The organism is Corynebacterium sp. LK2510, from assembly GCF_040946405.1.
In the GTDB taxonomy this organism is placed as follows: Bacteria; Actinomycetota; Actinomycetes; order Mycobacteriales; family Mycobacteriaceae; genus Corynebacterium.
The window spans coordinates 67450-84758 of the sequence record NZ_JAYWLR010000009.1 but is presented as its reverse complement, the minus strand read 5'-3'; the positions used below and the strand labels follow the sequence as shown (position 1 = coordinate 84758).

The window sequence follows — 17309 nt, the reverse complement described above, 5'->3', positions numbered from 1 at the left end:
ACGAATCACAGGGCGAACTATTTAATCCGCACCTGGTGCTTCCTCATCTCCTCCGACTTAGCGGTAGAGCGCAGGTAAAGGGTGCCGCGCTACATGCTTATCAACGCGGGCATTCCCCGGCATGTGAAGACCCCCGCTTCCAGTGACTGGTAACGGGGGTTATTCTTCGCCTACGAAAGTGTCATGACCTATGTCATGACCCGCAGGTTCCATCACGCCGCAACATACGGAATGACCTTGGAGGGAATGACGGGAATCGAACCCGCGTCTTCAGCTTGGAAGGCTGAGGTATTAGCCACTATACGACATTCCCAGGTACCGGTTCGGTGGTACTGGAGCCGAAGTCTAGCGCAACCAAGTCCCACCCTCCAAACTCACGGATCAGGCGGAACCATTGCGACGTCCGTACCGTTGACCATGTACGAAAGCCCGACAAGAAAGGCCCGACGTGACCGTGCTTACTCTCGTAATTATTGTCGCCGCCCTCGGTGTCGCCGCGTACCTGGTGACGAACCGAAGCGCCGCTGGCGCTCAGCACCAGCTGAACCAGAGCAGCTTTGACGACGCTATGGCAGATGCCAAACGCTGGACCGACCGCCTCGGCTCGCAGGTTTTAAACCTCTCCGGCACTGACACTGCATCCACCCAGGCCATGGCCGACGCAAGCGAACGCTTCAACGCAGCCTCCGCCGCGCTCACTGAAGCGCGCACCGTGCGCCAGGCGCAGCTCGCCCGCGAATCCGCACTTGAGGGCCTGCACTACGTCAACGCCGCGCGCGAGCTCATGGGCATGCCCACAGGTCCGCAGCTTCCGGAGCTGGAGGGTCAGCGCCGCGCGGGCCGTGTCACGGAGGAACGCACCGTTGAGCAGGAGGACGGCTCAACGGTCACCGCCTCCCCACACGCATCCGAACGCACCCCGCACTACTACCCAGGCGGAGCTGTCGCCGGCCGCCCCGTTCCCGCCGGCTGGTACTCCACCGCGTGGTGGACACCGGCGATGATGACCGGCATGTGGGCCGCCAGTTCGATGATGTTCTACTCGGCCATGTTCGCAGGCATGGCTGGCACCCCGTCGAGCGAAGAGTTTGCAGCGGGTGACTTCGGAGACAGCGCTGGAGATATGGGCGACATGGGAGATATGGGAGACATGGGCGACATGGGAGGCGGAGAGGGCGGCTTCTTCGACTTTGGAGGTGGCGACGGTTTCGATTTCGGCGGCTTCGACCTTTAGTTGCACGCGGTAATGCGTAGGCATTCCCTCCATCGACAGTTTCACCTTCAACGGGTGCCGTGCCGGCATCGTGAGCGGAGCTGTCGGAAATCCCCACTCCCGCTTTGCCAATAACGTGGCTGCCAAGACCTGTGGGGCGTGGTTGACGCGGTAGGGTTGGTGCGTTGAAAAGCACAAGCCGCCAGCAAAGGAGCCGCGATGCGCATAGCCGTGCTACTCAAGGAAGTCCCGGATACCTACAGCGACCCCGAGATGAGTCTCGAGACGGGACTGACCGACCGTACCGGTGACGTCGTGGCCGACGAGGTCGGCGAGCGCGCCGTCGAGGCGGCGCTGCGACTTACTGAGGGTGTCGAGGGCGCGGTCGTCGACGTCATCAGCGTCGGGCCCGAGTCCGTGGCCGGAAGTATCCGCAAGGCCATCGCGATGGGCGCGACTGACGCCTACATTGTCTCCGATGACGCGCTCGTCGGCGCCGATCTCACCCTGACTGCCGAGGCGCTTGCCGCGGTCGTGGCGAAAAACGGCTACGACCTCGTCGTCACCGGCGCGGCTTCCTCCGACGGTGGCGGCGGCGTGATGGCCTCGCTCGTCGGTGAGATCCTCGATTACCCCGCGCTGACCAACCTCACCGCCATGGACCTCGACGGCTCCACCGTCCGCGCCACCCAGGCCGGCGACGGCGCCACCGTGGAGCTCGAGGCGGAGCTCCCCGCCGTCGTTGCGGTCTCGGACGAGTTCCCGGACGCGCGCTTTCCTAACTTCAAGGGGCTGATGGCCGCGAAGAAGAAGGAGCTCACCACCCTCTCGCTGGCCGATCTCGCCATCGACGCCGAGGACTGGAACCGCGCGCGCTCGATCATGGTCTCCATTGAGCGCCGCCCCGCCCGCGAGCGCGGTGAGATCATCGACGGCAACTCCCAGGCGGCCGCCAAACTCGTCGACTTTTTGCAGGACAAGGACCTTCTCCCAAGGAGCCGCGCATGACCTCCCAGCCCGTACTCGTCGTCCTCGACACCCCGTACGAGGGTGACGGCATCGACCTCGCCGCCGCCGAACTCATCGGCGCCGCCAGCGCCATCGGCGAGCCCGTCGTGCTCACCACCTCCGCCGATCACGCCGCCGAGCTCGGCTCCCTGGGCGCGTCACGCGTTCTCGTGCCCGAGGCTCCCGCCTCGCTTATCGACGCCACCGAGGCCGCCTGCGAGCACCTCTACCCCGCCGCCATTGTCTTCGCGCACACCGTGCGCGGGCGCGATACTGCGGCAAAGCTGAGCGTGCGCCGCCGCGCCGCCCTGCTCACGGACGCCACCGGCCTGCGCCGCGACGCGGAGGGCGTTGTCACCGACCATTCCAACTACGGCGGGGCGTTCAACTCCGTGGCTGCGGCAACCCACTCGGCGCCGGTCGTGACGCTGCGCCCCGGTTCCGTCGACGCGCGCGCTACGGCGACCGACGCCCACGTGGAAACGATCGCGGTGGCGCCCTCCGGGCGTCGTGAAGCGAAGGTTGTCTCCGCGACCCCGATCGAGCGCACCTCGCCGCGTCCTGACCTGGTGACCGCCGAACGCGTCGTCGCCGGCGGCGTGTCGCTTGGAGACGCCGACACCTTCGAAGGACTCGTCGGCGGGCTTGCCGACGCCCTCGATGCCGCCGTCGGCGCCACCCGCTCCGCGGTCGATGAGGGCCAGGTGGCCTACGAAGCACAGATCGGCCAGACCGGCGTGATGGTCAGCCCCAAGCTCTACATCGGCGTGGGAATCTCCGGCGCGATCCAGCACCTCGTGGGCATGCAGACCTCGGATGTGATCGTGGCGATCAACAACGATCCCGATGCCGCCATCTTCGAGATCGCCGATTTCGGCATCGTCGGCGACATCTTCGACATTGTGCCCCAGCTCATCGACGACATCAACGCCCGAAAGGTGTAACCAAAGTGCAGGTACCCCTCCGCCGTGGTCTGCCCCGCGTCGCGGGCGGCGACTCGTGGCCCCCGGCCGGCGCCTTCGCCGAGCTCGCCCCCCAAACTCCAGCCGACTCCCCCGCCCCGGGTCAGGTCTCCGTTGCTCTGCGCCGCGGCCTACCCCGCGTCGCCGGCGGCGCCGCCTTCCCACCCGCGGGAGAGGTGCTCGTCACCGCGCCGCCGCAGGCGGTTAGCGAGGTCGCACAGCCCGTGCCCGCGCCCGAGGCAGCTCCAACACCAGCGCCCGCGGCCCCGGAACCTGCCGCCGCCGCATCGCGGTTCTCCGGCATCCAGGTCGCGTTCGGTCTGGTCAGCCTGGGGTTCATCCTCGGTTTGATCGTGCTGCTGGCGCGCTTTGTCCTGTCTTCGACGTGGGGCAGCGAGTTCGTCGCCACCTACGACGGCCTCCAGCCGCTGCCGGAGAACGCCCCCGTGGGCCTGCCCGCGTGGTTGAACTGGGCGCACTTTTTCAACATGTTCCTCATGACGCTGATCGTCAAAACGGGAATCCAGGTCCGCGGGGAGCGCCGCCCGGCGGCCTACTGGACCCCGAAGGGCAACCCGCGCGGCAAGATCTCACTGACACTGTGGTTGCACCTGATGCTCGACGTGGCGTGGCTCGTCCTCGGCGCCGTGTTCTACGTCCTGCTGTTTACCACCGGCCAGTGGATGCGCATCGTCCCGACGAGCTGGGAGACGATCCCGCACGCTATCTCGGCGGGCCTGCAGTACGCCGCGCTCGATTGGCCGACGGAGGACCCCTGGGTCCACTACAACGCGCTGCAGGAGCTTTCGTATTTTGCGGTCGTGTTCATCGCCGCGCCCATCGCGGCCGTGTCCGGCCTGCGCATGAGCCCGTGGTGGCCGAAGAACTGGACGTTTTTCCCGGTTGCGCTGGCGCGCCGCCTCCACTTCCCCACCATGGTCTTCTTCCTGGTGTTCATCGTCGTCCACGTCCTGTTGGTCGTCTCCACCGGCTTGCAGCGCAACCTCAACGCGATGTTCGCCGCAACGAACTCCGACAGCGTGGCCGGCATCTGGTTCTTCATGGCCGCGCTCGCCGCCATCGCCCTCGCCTGGTGGGCCGCGCGCCCCGCGATCGTCGCCCCGCTCGCGCGCCTCACCGGCACCGTCTCGCACCGTTAGGACACTACGTCTCCTTGATTCCACGCATCTCGCTTAACGACGCCACCTCGATTCCCCAACTCGGTTACGGCCTGCACCGCGTCGACCCGGCCCAGGCGCAGCGCCTCGTCGAGACCGCGCTCGAGCTCGGCTACCGCCATCTCGACACCGCCCACATCTACGGCAACGAAGAAGCGGTCGGCCGGGCCATCGCGGCGTCCGGCATCCCGCGCGACGAGCTCTACGTAACCACCAAGCTGTGGAACGACCGCCACTCCGATGCGCCTGGCGCGCTGGCCGCCTCGCTCGAGGCGCTCGGTCTCGATCGCGTTGACCTCTACCTCATCCACTGGCCGCGCCCAGCCCAGGGTCTCTATCTCGACGCGTGGAAAGCGATGATTGACCTGCGTGCCGAAGGTCTGACCACGTCCATTGGGGTGTCGAACTTCCAGCTCGAGCACATCGCGAAGCTGGAGAACGAAACCGACGTCACCCCCGCCATCAACCAGGTGGAGCTTCACCCGCTGTTCCAGCGGTGGAGGGACATCGACGCCATGCGCGTCCACGGCACCGCCATCGAAGGATGGGCGCCGCTCGGCGGCGGGTACTACGACCTCGCCGACTACCCCGAGATCACCGACGCCGCCGAACGCCACGGTGTGACTCCGGCCCAGGTCGTGCTGCGCTGGCACCTGCAGAACAACGTCATCGTCTTCCCCAAGACGAACTCACCGGAGCGGATGCGCGAAAACCTCGACCTGTTCGGCTTCGAGCTCAGCCAGGATGAAGTGGCCGCCATAATCTCCCTCGATGAGGAGGAGTTCGGCCGCCAGGGACCGCACCCGGACGACTACGAACAGGAATAGTCGGTCCGCCGCCAGGTGCCGTCAACGTATTCGATGGCACCTGCTTCCGCGAAAGCGGCGATCCAGCCCTCCATCGGGTAGTCGCCCCACTTCTTCCGGAAGTAAGCGCTGTTGGCGAGGATGTCGTCCAGGTGTTCCCACGGCGGCGACGACACCGGGTGCCACTGGTGGTATGCGTGGGCCCCGCCGACCCAGTACAGCGCGAATCCGTGCTTGTCCAGGTTGCGGGCAAAGTCGGTATCTTCCCCGCCGTAGCCGGTGAATCCCTCATCGAAACCGCCGAAGGCGGCGACAATGCGCTGCCACGTCTGCGCGCGCACCGCGAACGACAAGGACCAGAACAGGTTGTAATTCTCAGCGGGCACGATCGTCCCCGCCGGCGGATTGGGGCGCGCGGGGTGTGGGTCGGGAGAGGTTGTGCGCAGCTGCCCCTGTCCCAGGTAGGTCACCGGCCCCGCGACGACCGCCTCGGGGTGGCGGGCCAGCGCCTCGGTGTAGTGGTTGACCAGCTCGTTGGAGGCGACGCAGTCGGCGTCGAGGAAGATGAGGATGTCGTTGCCGCGCTCGATGGCAACCTCGGCAGCGCGATTGCGCGCCGCCGCCAGATTGCGGGGCACTGCCACGACGTGGCTCTTGGGCACGGCACGCTCGACCGCGGGGGCGTCGTCAAGCGCTGCGGTGATGTGGTCGGTGCCCTCGGGAATAAGGTTGACCTGGTGGGTCAGGTGGGCGGCGCGGGAGGCGTCGGCAAGCGTGAGCACGGCCGTCGGTGCTTGGGAGGGATTGGTCGCCACCGCGGAGATCACCTCCGCAGCCCGGCGCCCCGCCCCCTCGGTCTCCCATCGCGACCAATCCGCGTCCAAGTCACTCGCGCGGCGCAGTAGCTCGGGCCACTGGTGCGCCGGCGGGAAGTGCTCGGCGACAACCGCCAGCCCTGCCTCGCCCAGGACGCGAGCGGAGAACTTCTGCTCAATGAACGGACGCGGCTGCGGCAGAATAATCGCCGGGGTTTGAGTCACCGCGAGGTCCGCGATGGAGTTTTGCCCGCCCGCGGTGACCGCCACGCCTGCCCCGGCGAGGATGTCCGCCGGATCGTCCACCCGATTCTCGCCGGTTAGGTACGTGAAACGGTAGTCGGGGCAGTGCTTTTCCACTTCGTCCCAGTCACCGTCGCCCCACGTCGAGCCGCCCTTGCCGGCCATGACGACGACGTGCTTCGGGTCGCGCTCGATCCCGGGGGTCGGCCGCAGGCGGGTGATGCCGCCCACCGCGTGCACGCGCGCTTCGTGGGCCGCGAGGTGCTCTGGCAGCGGCAGCCACGACGGCCACGCGGCAATGATGGCGTCTGCTTGGCGGTAGGCCAGCTGGTGCGGAGCGTCGTCGCGCAGCCCGGGCATCGCGAGCGTGACCACGGGCACGCCGGTCAGGCGTACGAACACCCCGACCTCGACGGAGACGTCAACGTAGAACGCCGACGGGTTATTGGCGGCGATCCACTCGGCGATCACGGCGAAGCGATCTCTCAAACCCTGGTTGCCGTAGGGGGCGTAGTGGAGACTCCCACCGGCGGTCATGGCGCGGCCGGACTGGCCGTGGCCGGCGTCATCGGCAAGCACCACGTCGGCGCTCGGCTGGGTGGACAGGATCACGGATTCGTGACCGAGTGCCGCGAGCTCGCGTTGGATCTCCCGGCAGCGCTGAATGTGGCCCGCGCCGTGGTGGTGGGCGTAGATGCCGATGGGTCCGGTCATCGCTGGGCGACCTCCTTGTAAATCTGCGCGTAGCGGCGAGCGGTGCGCGCGAGGCTGTAGTTGCGGACCACCCAGTCGCGCACCGCGGCGCGTTCGATGTGCAGGGCGGTGTGGGTGGCTTTGGCCAGGGACACGACGTCGTCGGGCTCGGCGAGTGCCGCGGGGGCGTCGAAAAGCAATGCGCCCAACCCTCCCCTGTCGAAGGCGGCGACGGGCGTGCCGCACGCCATGGATTCGAAGGCGACAAGCCCGAACGGCTCCTCCCACCGCGGGGTGGCCAGCGACACGGCGCATCGCCCGACGAGGGTGCGCAGCTCCGCGTGGGATAGCTCGCCGACCCAGCGCACGCGTTCGCCGTCGAGCCGCGGGGCGATCTCCTCCTGGAAGTAAGCGTGGTCGCCTTTGCGTCCGGCGAGCAGGAGCGGCAGCCCGAGGAGCTGGCAGGCGTCGATGGCCAGGTGCGGGCCCTTTTCCGGAACGAGGCGGCCGAACCATACCGCGGACGTGCCGCCGGGTCCCGGGCGCCAGGTGCAGCCGTTGACGCCGTTGGGGATGACCGTGATCGGTTGCGGGATCTGCCAGTCCGCCGCGGTGACCGGGCTGACCGCCACGAAGCGGCCCGCCTTGTCGCCGGCGGCGAGGATGGCGGACGCGAGGTCGGGAAGCTCAGGGGTGTGCAGCGTAGTGACCATCGGAAGCGGCTCGGGAGAGAACTCGCTGGCGAACATGAACGGGTTGAGGCTGTTGTTGTGCACCACGTCGTAGCCGCGCTGCACCAGGAGCTGGCGCAGGGCGACAAACGCCGCGTCCTCGCGCTCCCGGCCGCCCTCCGGGTAGGACGTGTCGGTCGCAGAGACCACGTCACGCCCCCAGTCCACGCCGGGCAGCTCGAAGTCCGTGGTGTTGCCGTCCGAGCCCTTCGCCGCGTAGAAGTCCACGTGGTGACCGCAGTCGCGCAGCGCCGACACGGTCGTGTGGCAAAACGCCTCCAGGCCTCCCGCATACGGCTCGCGCACGGGGTAACGGGACGGTCCAACGAAGGCGACGCGCAGCGCCCGGCTCATCGCAGGGCCGCCCGGTATATGTCCTGGTGGGCGCGGCGCACCGCGGCGAGTTGCGCGTCCCTGTCGCCTGCGAAGGTGAGAGGGCCGCGGGCACGCAGCTTATCGACGCCCACCGCAGCGCCCTCCGCGTCCCCGACGGCGTAGACCTCCACGGCCTCGCTGGTGTCGGCCTGCCCGGCATAGCAGCCGATGTTGGGCACGGCCACGGTTACGCCGAGGTCACGGCACATTTCCAACCAGCCGGAGTGGGTGCCGCGGGTGTAGGGAAGAAGGCACACGTCGAGGCTGCCGACGGCGCTGTACAGCTCCGCGTCATCGAAGGGTTCGTGAACACGAAGCTCCACACCTGGCGCACCGGCCAGTGCCTCGCGCAGCGGGCGCGTCGCGTCGACGTCGTGGACGAAGACAGTCAGCGGGGTGGCGGCGGCGATACGCGCGTAGAAGTCCGGATCCGACACCACGTTGGCGCGCAGCGACTTCACAAAAACGCCCGCTCCCCCGCCGTGGGTCGCGCGCACCGATTGATTCACCACGCGCGGATGGGGCACGACCCGTACGTTTCGCGCGCCGAACTCGGCAGCGAGGCGGTCTGCGGCGGTGTCGGTGAGGGTGATGACGGCCGCGGCGGCGTCGATAAGCAAGCGCAGGCGCACATGGTGGTCGGTTTGGTCCGCTAGGTGCGGGTTGTCGATGTCGTGCACGGTCAGCACCAGCGGAACCGGCAACGCACTGACGAGTTCCGCGATCTGCCCCGGCGTGCGGTGCTCGAAACCGAAATGGATGTGGACGGCGTCCACGTCTGCCGCGCCGTCTGCCCAGAACTGAGCCTCGAGGGCGGGGTGGGGCCACCAGTTGCCGTCGATATCCGGGTCCGGAAGATAGACGACGGAATCAGGACGAACCGCACGTGTGTACGGATGCTCAGCGGGAATGGAAAGAACCCGCAGAGCGGAGGTCGGGTTTGCCACCCCACTAATATAAGCCCCAACGCATTCGAGTGCACACAGTTGCTAGATTGGCCCCATGGCCACCCTCACTGTCGTCGGAAATTGCCAGGCAGAATCCACCCGGCGCCTCCTCATGACCACCGGACTTTTCGAGTCCGAGCGGATCACTCCCGTCCACGAACTCACCCGTGACGACATGGGCTGGTTCAGCGACCTCATCTCCCGCACGGACGTTCTGATTACCCAGCCAATCCGCGCCGACTACCGCGGCCTGCCCGTGGGTAGCGCACAACTGCGCGAACTGCTGCCGGCAACCGCGCGCCACGTGCTCGTACCCGTGCTGCGCTTCGACGGACTGATGCCGTACCAGGCAATCATTCGCGACCCCGCCGACCCCTCACGCAACCCGCCGGTGGTGCCCTACCACGACCTGCGGATCCTCACCGCCGTCGCGCAAAACGTGGACGCCCCCGTTGAGTCACAACCATCCCCCGCGGTGCTGCGCCGCGCCGCCGCGATGTCGGTCGAGCAGATGCGCACCCGCGAGCGCCACCACGGCACGGTTGTCGTCTCTGATCACCTAGAAACCCACCCGGTGTGGCACACCATCAACCACCCGGACAATGCAACACTCGCCGAGCTCGCCCGTGCGGTGCTCGCCGAGCTGGGCATGACGGGTGACGTGGCATTGCCAGATTACGAGATGCTCGGTGAGCTCGACGCGCCCATCGACACCGCCGCGGCCGACGCCCTCGGAGTGCACATCTCCGGCCGCGACCAGTGGCGCAAGCGCCGGGTAGGCACAATCAACCAGGACGAGATCGCGCAGAGCCAGATGGAGTTCTACCGCCGCCGCCCCGCGCTCGTGCGCCACGGCCTGGAACGCCACGCCGAGCGCATCGCCAACCTGGGGCTGATGCCGTGAAGCACCTCATCGTCGGCCCTGACAACCACGGCGTGACCGCCTACGCGCTCGCGCTCGCCCACCACACGGGCGCAGACATCGTCCGCGGTGGCCCGCTGCCGGACGGCCCGATCCACGTCACCTTCACCGACCACCTCTTCGGCCCCACTCCGGACGCAGCCGTGGACGCCCTCCTCACCACCCTCGGCCCCCGCCCGTTCTCCGTGAGCCTGCACGACGTGCCTCAGCCGCAGGAAGGCGCCGAGCGCTTCGCCCGCCGGGCCCCCGCTTATCGACGCATCACCGCCGCCGCCACACTCTCCGTAGTCAATTCCGCACACGAGGCATCCTTCTTCGACGGCGACGTAGATATCATTCGGCTGCCCATCCCTCGGATCGACCTGCCCGCGGTCGATATGATTCCTTACACCGTGGGCATCCTCGGGTTCCTCTACCCCGGCAAGGGCCACGAGGACCTCATCGCCGCACTGCGCGGCACGGAGTACCGCCTCCGTTTCCTTGGTTCCGTCTCCCGCGGCCACGAGGCCTGGGCGGACTCCCTTGCCACGCACGCCGAGATCACCGGCTGGCTCAGCGACAAACAACTCGCCTTAGAGGTCGCGCGCACCGAGATCCCCGTCTGCGCGCACCGCCACTACTCCGCCTCCGGCTCGCTCATGACGTGGCTGGGCGCCGGGCGCACCGTGCTCGCCAGCGATTCGCCCTACACGCGCGAGATCGACCAATGGCTGCCGGGACGCATCACGCTTGTCAGCGACGGGCAGTGGCGCGAGGCCGTCGACACGTTTGTGCCCCGGACCGTTGAACCCCCGCGCTACGGGTGGCCAGAGGTCGCCGCAGCCTGGAAAGAAAGGTGGGCGGCATGTGGCCTGACGTAAGCGTGGTCATCCCGCACTACAACAACCACGCCGCCCTCGCCGAGGTCGTCGCCGCCGTGCGCGCCCAACGCTACGACGGCGCCGTGGAGATCATCGTCGCCGACGACGGCTCGAGCGTCACTCCCGCGATCGAGGGCGTGACCACGGTGCGCCAGGACGACCAGGGGTTTCGCGCCGCCGCCGCGCGCAACCTCGGCGCGGCCGCCGCATCCGGTGAGGTGCTTGCGTTTCTCGACGGCGACACCATCCCCGAGCCCGGCTACCTCGCGGCCGTCGTGCCGCATATCCAGCGCAACCGCCGCGCCGTGGTCGTCGGCAGCCGACTCACCGGCCCGGAGCGTCGCGAACCCGCATGGCTTGTCGACGCCTACACCAGAACCGACCACCTCTCCCGCGCCGACTCCACCTCGTGGCGCTTCATCATCTCGGCTGCTTTGACCTGCTCCGCTAACTTCTTCCGCCACATCGGTGGCTTCGACGCCTCCATCGTCGGGTACGGCGGCGAAGACTGGGAGTTCGGGTGGCGCGCCTGGAACGCAGGGGCGCTCTTCGTCCATGAGCCCCGCGCGATCGCCCTCCACCCCGCCCCCGACTTCGGCAAGCGGCACGCGACCGAGTGGAGCGAAGCTCTGGCGAAAAACGCGGAGACCGTTGCGCTGGCGCAGCGCATCACGCACCCCATCGCGCGCCCAGCCGGCGTCGTGTTTCCCACCGCCGACGTCGCCGTCACTGTGCCCACCTTCGACGCCCCCGGCGTGACAGAAACAGTGATCGCCTCGTGGCTGGCCATTGACGCACGCGTCTACGTCGACGAAGTTGCGCCACTGTTCTCCCACGACCCGCGCGTACTGTCAGGCACGGCCGCAAACGAAAGAATCCGCGTCACCCTCGCCCAACCATGGGCTTTGGGGGACGCGGATGTGTTCTACCGACGCGCGACAGACCGCCACCTCATCCTTGCCGACACAACATCGGTGGTGTCGGCGCGGGCGCTCGCGTTGACGTCGCCAAGCGTGCGTTCCCGCGGCGAACTGCTCGGCCTGAGGGCAGTGGACGGGCCGCAGCGCCTCGAGCGGGCGTTTGCCGGCTGGTAGTTACACGCTCGGCGCGACGCCGGTCTCCTCGTACGCGGACAAAATATCGATGCGGCGCTGGTGGCGATCCTCCTCGCTCCACGGCTGAGCGACGAACGCGTCGACGATGCGCAGCGCCTCCTCCTCCGTGTGCATGCGGCCGCCGATGCCGATGAGCTGGGCGTTGTTGTGCTCGCGAGCCAGGCGCGCGGTCTCCTCGGACCAGGCGAGTGCGCAGCGCGCGCCCTTGACCTTGTTCGCGGCGATCTGCTCACCGTTGCCGGAACCGCCCAGGACTATGCCGAGCGAACCCGGATCGGCGACGGTCTTCTCGGCGGCGGCGATACAGAACGCGGGGTAGTCGTCGGCCGCGTCGTACTCGTGGGCGCCGCAGTCAAAGACCTCGTGGCCCTGGGCCTTGAGGTGTTCCGCAATCTGGTTCTTCCGCTCGAATCCGGCGTGGTCTGCTCCAAGGTAAATACGCATGTCCATCAGTTTAGGCCACGAGTGGCAGCACAGTGCCGTCGTCCACCATGTCGATCGGATCCGGGAACGGTGGCTCGTCCAGGTAAGGCTCCGGCGGGATCCAAGATGTGTCCTCCGGCAGCGGAGTGAACTCGAAGTGCAGTTTGTACTCCTCTTCCAGCGCGCGGATCCCGGCGATGCAGGCCTCGTAATCTCCGTCTTCCTCGTAGCGGTCGCACAGCGTGTGGCACTGGGCGTTGAACCTTGCGGTGCGCGACCAGGACGAATAGTTGTTGGACACGGTTGTCGCCCACCGCGGGTTGTCGGGCAGGGTCATGTCGCCGAGGATGCCCTTGTCCTCGGAAATCAGCCACGTTCCATCCGCGAAAAGCCACACCGTCTCCCCCGTGTACGGGTCCGGGAGGTAGAAACCGCGGCGATCGGTTTTCAGGTTGTGGTGATGTTGGCAAAGACAGAACAGATTGTCGGGTGTTGTCGGACCTCCGTCGCCGAAGGGTATTCGGTGGTCCAGCTGGCAGGCCTCGGCAGGTTTGTGGCAGCCGGGGTACACGCAGGTCCCGTCGCGGAGCCGGACGTAGTCTGCCATCGCCTTAGTCGGGGTGTAGCTTTCCGTCCGCGCCGACCGTGCGGCGTCGAGGTCGTTAATGGTGGGCGGGGTGGCGTCGAAAAGCCTGTGCAGCGTTTCCAAATCGCTGGCGGTGCTCCAGCCGAATCCGGGGAAGTAGACCGGGGCGCCGGCCTGCCGGGGCGAATAGAGGTTGAGCACAGGGCGCACCGATGTGGAGATCTCGCCCGCGATGAGCTTGATCAGAGTGTCCGCAAAGCTGAGCTTGTGCTCGCGGGCGGCGGCCTTCACCGCAGCCTCGATGCAGGACATCGTGGCGTTGTCGGTGATGAGTGTCAGCCCGGCGCGGTCTTCCCCGTCACTGTTGGCCGGGAAGAAGTTCACGGAGGGAGCGGAGGACGCCTCGCGCCTGGCACGCTTTTTCCGGTCGAAGTTCACTGACGCATCGAGGCGTGCGATGAGGCGGCGCAGGCGGTTGGTGATGGTCCACACGCTCGGCAGTGATGCGCCCGGCTTGAGCTTGGTAAACATGGCTACGAGAGCGTCGTCGACGACTGCCCAGGACTGCTCGGGAAAGTCTGCGGGCAGAACGCACAGCGTGCGGTTGATGGCGGCGAGCCTGCTGACGTCGAGAAGCTTGGTGTCGAAGTGGAGCTCGCGGAGGCGGGGCAGGCTGCGGAGGCGGGCGTAGCCGAAAATGCCGTTTTCGACGAACGTTTTGCCGCGCTGCGTCCACGCCATCATGGACGTGGTGATCTCGTCGAGGTCGCACGTCATGATGTCGTCGGCCGAGTCGGCGAAGCGGTGAAACATGAGGAACTCACCTTCGATGATCAGCCGCGCCCCGTCGGTGCACTGGTGGTGTCGTGTCTCCATAGACCCCCCGATCTCCCTTTCAGACACCACCTACTATATCGCACACCTTTTCGACCTTCAACCCTAAATGCTAAACTTTCTGCACCTTACACTTGCGGAGACTCCGTGCGTGAGCGCTTCAGTTCGAAGAAGTAGGGGAAGCTGGCCAGGCCCACGGCGTGGTCGAACAGCTCACCGGCCTCTTCCCCTTCGGGCACGCGGGTGATGACCGGGCCGAAAAATGCGGTGTCACCGAGCTTGACCACCGGGGTGCCCACGTCGTTGCCAACGGCGTCCATGGCCGTGGCGTGGAATCCGCGCAACAGGTCATCCACGTCGTCCGAATTCGCTACCTCGGCATACGTAGCGGGCAGCCCAACCTCCTCGAGCGCCTGCGCAATGACGTCGTCGTACGCCCCATACCCTTCTTTCCCGGCGTTGCCTCCCGGGTGAACGATCGTGCCCATCGCGGTGTAGAGCTCATCAACCTTGTCTGGCTGTTCCTCCTTCACCTTCGCAAAGACGCGGGCAGGACCCCAGTTAGCCTCCATCTTGCGGGCGTAGTCGGCAGGAATGTCCGCCCCCTCGTTGAGCACCGACAGAGACATCGGTATCCACTCGACCTCGATGTCTCGAACCTTTTCCACCTCTTTGATCCAGCGGGAAGTCAGCCAGCAGAACGGGCACGACACGTCGAACCAGAACGTCACCTTTTGTGTAGTCGTCATATCCCCCACCCTAAACAGATTTCGCCCCGAGTAGATTGGTCGCCATGAAGACGAACCTGAGCCGCGCGCACGCGAACGAAAGATCCCAGCTCATCCGCGATGTCCACTACGCAATCGAGCTGGACATCACCAACCCGGACGTCTTTTCGTCGAGAACAACGGTGACCTTTACCTCCCACGAGGGCGAGACCTTCTTCGACCTCGTCGCCGATTCTTTTAACGCGACCCTAGACGGCGCGCAGCTCCCCGACCGCGCCCTTCACCTGACCGCTGGTGCCCACGAACTGGTCGTAGACGCCACCATTACCTATAACCGCACCGGCGAAGGCCTACACCGATTCGTCGACCCGGCAGACGACAAGGAGTACCTCTACACCCAGTTCGAGCCCGCGATGGCCATGAAAGTCTTCGCCTGCTTCGACCAACCGGACATGAAGGCCACCTACTCGGTGTCCGTCACCGCGCCAGAGAAGTACGTCGTGATCCTCAATGAAGCGGCCACCCGCGAGGGCAACACCTGGACCTGCGAGATCGACTACCCGCTGTCGACCTACCTGGTCGCGGTGTGTGCGGGCGAGTACGAGTCCGTCACCGATGTCTACGAGGACGAGCACACCCGTATTCCGCTGGGCCTTTTCGCCCGCGCCTCGCTCATCGAGCACCTCGACTCCGAGCGACTATTCCGCCAGACCAAGGAGGGCTTTGCCTTCTACCACGCCAACTTCGGGCTGCCCTACCCCTTTGGCAAGTACGACCAGATCTTCTGCCCCGAGTACAACATGGGCGCGATGGAAAACGCCGGCGCAGTGACGTTCCGCGACGAGTACGTGTTCACCTCCGAGCCGACTCCGCACCGCATGGAGCGGCGCAATGACACGATCCTCCACGAGATGGCGCACATGTGGTTCGGCGACCTAGTCACCATGCAGTGGTGGGACGACCTGTGGCTCAACGAGTCGTTCGCCACGTGGTCCGCCGCAACCGCGCAGACCGGCATCGGGGAGTACCCGAACGCCTGGGTGACGTTCGCGGCCGTCGAGAAGGCGTGGGCCTACTCGCAGGACCAGTTGCCGTCGACGCACCCGATTGCCGCGGACGCGCCGGATATCGAAACCGCGGAGCAGAACTTCGACGGCATCACCTACGCCAAGGGCGCGTCCGTGCTCAAGCAGCTGCAGGCTTACGTGGGCCGCGAGGAGTTCTTCGCAGGCGTGCGCCAGCACTTCAAAAACCACGCCTTCGCCAACGCCACCTTCGCCGACTTGCTCGGCGCACTGGAAAAGGCATCCGGCCGCGACCTGTCCGACTGGTCGCAGCAGTGGCTGCGCACCACCGGCGCCTCGCGCCTCTACCCGGACATCACCGATAACTCCTTCGCGGTCATTCAAGACTCCGAGGTGCAGCGCACGCACCGTGTCGGCGTCGGGCTTTACTCGCTTATCGACGGCCACGTGACCCGCACCCACTCCACCGAGGTCGACATCACCGGCCCGCGCACCGAGATCCCCGAGTTCGCCGGCATCGCCCACGACCTCGCGCTTGTCAACGACAAGGACCTCACCTACTGCCTGATGGGCCTGACACCCGAGCACCAGCGCTTCGCCCTCGACAACCTTGGCGCGATCGACGACCCGCTGGCGCGCACCCTGTGCTGGTCAAGCCTGTGGGAGGCCGCCCGCGGCGGCGAGCTACCCGCCCGCGACTTCGTGCGCCTCGTTGCCCGCTTCGCCCCGGCCGAGGACCAGCCGTCCGTGCAAGAGCGCGTCATTGCGCAAGCGACGCTGGCGGTCAAGAACTACGTCGACCCCCAGTGGCGCGGCGAGGGCATGGACCAGCTGAATGAGGCGTTCCGCGGTACTGAGCCTGCGGTCATCTTCGACCGCGCGCTGGCGCGTCTTACCCCGAACGAGGAGTCAGTCGCCTACCTCGCGCAGCTGGCCGAAAACTCCGAGAACAAGGAGGTGCGTTGGCTGGCGCTCACTGCGCTGGTCTCCGCAGGCGCGCGCGACATGTCCGCTGTCGATGAGATCGACGACCCCTCCTCCGAGGGCGCGTTGTCGCGGCTGCGGGCGCGGGCGAGCGTCGATAAGCGATGGGCGTTTAGTGAGATCACGGGTGGGAAGCGCTCCAACCTCGAGGCCCGCTACTTGGCGGAGGGCCTGACCTTCAACGACCGCGGCTTGGAGGGCCTGACCGACGAATACTTCGCGCTCGCCCCGCAGCTGTGGGACACGCTGACCAATGAGATGGCGCAGCAGACGCTGGAGAGCCTGTACCCCTCATGGGACATCGATGAGCTCGCGCTGGCGAAAGCGGACGAGCTGCTCGCCCGCGGGGACTTGCCCCACGGCCTGCGCCGCATCGTCTCCGAAGGTCAGGACCGCGTCGCGCGTGCCCTGCGCAACCAGCTTGTCGACGCCAAGGCGACCACCCGATGAACCAGCCTCAACCGAACCTCTACGACCAGCTTGGTGAGGACTTCTTCCGCCGCCTCGTCCACGGCTTCTACGAGCAGGTCAAGGTAGACGACCTGCTCGGTCCGATGTACCCGGACGACGACTGGGAGGGCGCCGAAGACCGCCTGCGGTGGTTCTTGGTGCAGTACTGGGGCGGGCCCCACACGTTCCAGGCCGAACGCGGGCGCCCGATGCTGCGCAAGCGCCACTTCCCCTTCGTCATTGGCAAGGCGGAGGCGCAGCGGTGGCTCGACATGATGGAGACCTCCCTGAACCAGTTCAGCGCGGACGAGTTGCCTGCAGGACCGCGCGAGCAGCTGTGGAACCACATGCAGCGCGTGGCGTACATGATGATCAACAACGAGTGAAAACCCCGCGCGAAAAAGGTTAGGC

The 17309-nt window shown here is 66.7% G+C and carries 16 protein-coding genes and 1 tRNA gene; 10 read left to right on the top strand and 7 right to left on the bottom strand.

Annotated features, from left to right (window positions below):
• Positions 1-238: 238 nt before the first annotated feature.
• Positions 239-313: transfer RNA gene (locus tag VVR41_RS06675), tRNA-Gly, on the bottom strand.
• A 141-nt stretch (positions 314-454) separates the two neighbouring features.
• On the opposite strand from VVR41_RS06675, the gene VVR41_RS06670 reads away from it, so the two are divergent.
• From VVR41_RS06670 to VVR41_RS06650, 5 genes are all read left to right on the top strand, one after another.
• Positions 455-1234 carry a DUF1542 domain-containing protein gene (locus tag VVR41_RS06670; RefSeq protein WP_368524103.1) on the top strand — a complete coding sequence of 260 codons (780 nt, stop codon included), beginning with the start codon at positions 455-457 and terminating at the stop codon, positions 1232-1234.
• Between the two features lie 198 nt (positions 1235-1432).
• The gene (locus VVR41_RS06665) at positions 1433-2221 is read left to right on the top strand and encodes an electron transfer flavoprotein subunit beta (RefSeq protein ID WP_368524102.1); all 789 of its coding nucleotides are present in this window, start codon (positions 1433-1435) and stop codon (positions 2219-2221) included.
• Positions 2218-3165: an electron transfer flavoprotein subunit alpha/FixB family protein gene (locus tag VVR41_RS06660; protein ID WP_368524101.1), complete on the top strand. Its 948-nt coding sequence runs from the start codon at positions 2218-2220 to the stop codon at positions 3163-3165. The genes VVR41_RS06665 and VVR41_RS06660 overlap by 4 nt, the downstream gene beginning before the upstream one ends.
• Positions 3166-3170: 5 nt before the next feature.
• Complete coding sequence (locus VVR41_RS06655) at positions 3171-4343, top strand: cytochrome b/b6 domain-containing protein (RefSeq protein WP_368524100.1); 1173 nt, start codon at positions 3171-3173, stop codon at positions 4341-4343.
• Positions 4344-4357: 14 nt separating this feature from the next.
• Positions 4358-5188 (top strand): aldo/keto reductase, encoded by an 831-nt coding sequence (locus VVR41_RS06650; RefSeq protein WP_368524099.1) that lies wholly within the window; start codon positions 4358-4360, stop codon positions 5186-5188.
• On the opposite strand, the gene VVR41_RS06645 is transcribed toward VVR41_RS06650, so the two are convergent.
• The 3 genes from VVR41_RS06645 to VVR41_RS06635 are packed head-to-tail and all read right to left on the bottom strand — an operon-like array spanning position 5173 to position 8971.
• Positions 5173-6939, bottom strand: a complete 1767-nt coding sequence (locus tag VVR41_RS06645; protein WP_368524098.1) for a glycosyltransferase — start codon at positions 6937-6939, stop codon at positions 5173-5175. The two genes, VVR41_RS06650 and VVR41_RS06645, sit on opposite strands and share 16 nt — an antisense overlap.
• Complete coding sequence (locus VVR41_RS06640) at positions 6936-8003, bottom strand: glycosyltransferase (RefSeq protein WP_368524097.1); 1068 nt, start codon at positions 8001-8003, stop codon at positions 6936-6938. The genes VVR41_RS06645 and VVR41_RS06640 overlap by 4 nt, the downstream gene beginning before the upstream one ends.
• Complete coding sequence (locus VVR41_RS06635) at positions 8000-8971, bottom strand: glycosyltransferase (RefSeq protein WP_321101034.1); 972 nt, start codon at positions 8969-8971, stop codon at positions 8000-8002. Before VVR41_RS06635 ends, VVR41_RS06640 begins: the two co-directional genes overlap by 4 nt.
• A gap of 55 nt (positions 8972-9026) precedes the next feature.
• On the opposite strand from VVR41_RS06635, the gene VVR41_RS06630 reads away from it, so the two are divergent.
• The 3 genes from VVR41_RS06630 to VVR41_RS06620 are packed head-to-tail and all read left to right on the top strand — an operon-like array spanning position 9027 to position 11847.
• On the top strand, positions 9027-9875 hold the full coding sequence (locus VVR41_RS06630) for a WcbI family polysaccharide biosynthesis putative acetyltransferase (protein WP_368524096.1): 849 nt from the start codon (positions 9027-9029) through the stop codon (positions 9873-9875).
• Entirely contained in the window at positions 9872-10753 is an 882-nt protein-coding gene (locus VVR41_RS06625; RefSeq protein WP_368524095.1) for a glycosyltransferase family 1 protein, read from the top strand. The genes VVR41_RS06630 and VVR41_RS06625 overlap by 4 nt, the downstream gene beginning before the upstream one ends.
• Positions 10738-11847 carry a glycosyltransferase gene (locus tag VVR41_RS06620; protein ID WP_368524094.1) on the top strand — a complete coding sequence of 370 codons (1110 nt, stop codon included), beginning with the start codon at positions 10738-10740 and terminating at the stop codon, positions 11845-11847. The genes VVR41_RS06625 and VVR41_RS06620 overlap by 16 nt, the downstream gene beginning before the upstream one ends.
• On the opposite strand, the gene VVR41_RS06615 is transcribed toward VVR41_RS06620, so the two are convergent.
• From VVR41_RS06615 to VVR41_RS06605, 3 genes are all read right to left on the bottom strand, one after another.
• On the bottom strand, positions 11848-12312 hold the full coding sequence (locus VVR41_RS06615) for a ribose-5-phosphate isomerase (RefSeq protein WP_321101043.1): 465 nt from the start codon (positions 12310-12312) through the stop codon (positions 11848-11850).
• A 10-nt stretch (positions 12313-12322) separates the two neighbouring features.
• Positions 12323-13753, bottom strand: a complete 1431-nt coding sequence (locus VVR41_RS06610) for an HNH endonuclease signature motif containing protein (protein WP_368524093.1) — start codon at positions 13751-13753, stop codon at positions 12323-12325.
• A gap of 86 nt (positions 13754-13839) precedes the next feature.
• Positions 13840-14460: a DsbA family protein gene (locus VVR41_RS06605; RefSeq protein WP_368524092.1), complete on the bottom strand. Its 621-nt coding sequence runs from the start codon at positions 14458-14460 to the stop codon at positions 13840-13842.
• 44 nt (positions 14461-14504) lie between these two features.
• On the opposite strand from VVR41_RS06605, the gene pepN reads away from it, so the two are divergent.
• Together pepN and VVR41_RS06595 are read left to right on the top strand one after the other, a co-directional pair.
• Positions 14505-16898, top strand: coding sequence for an aminopeptidase N (pepN, locus tag VVR41_RS06600; RefSeq protein WP_368524091.1), 2394 nt, complete (start codon positions 14505-14507; stop codon positions 16896-16898).
• On the top strand, positions 16895-17284 hold the full coding sequence (locus tag VVR41_RS06595; RefSeq protein ID WP_321101492.1) for a globin: 390 nt from the start codon (positions 16895-16897) through the stop codon (positions 17282-17284). The genes pepN and VVR41_RS06595 overlap by 4 nt, the downstream gene beginning before the upstream one ends.
• Positions 17285-17309: the final 25 nt, after the last annotated feature.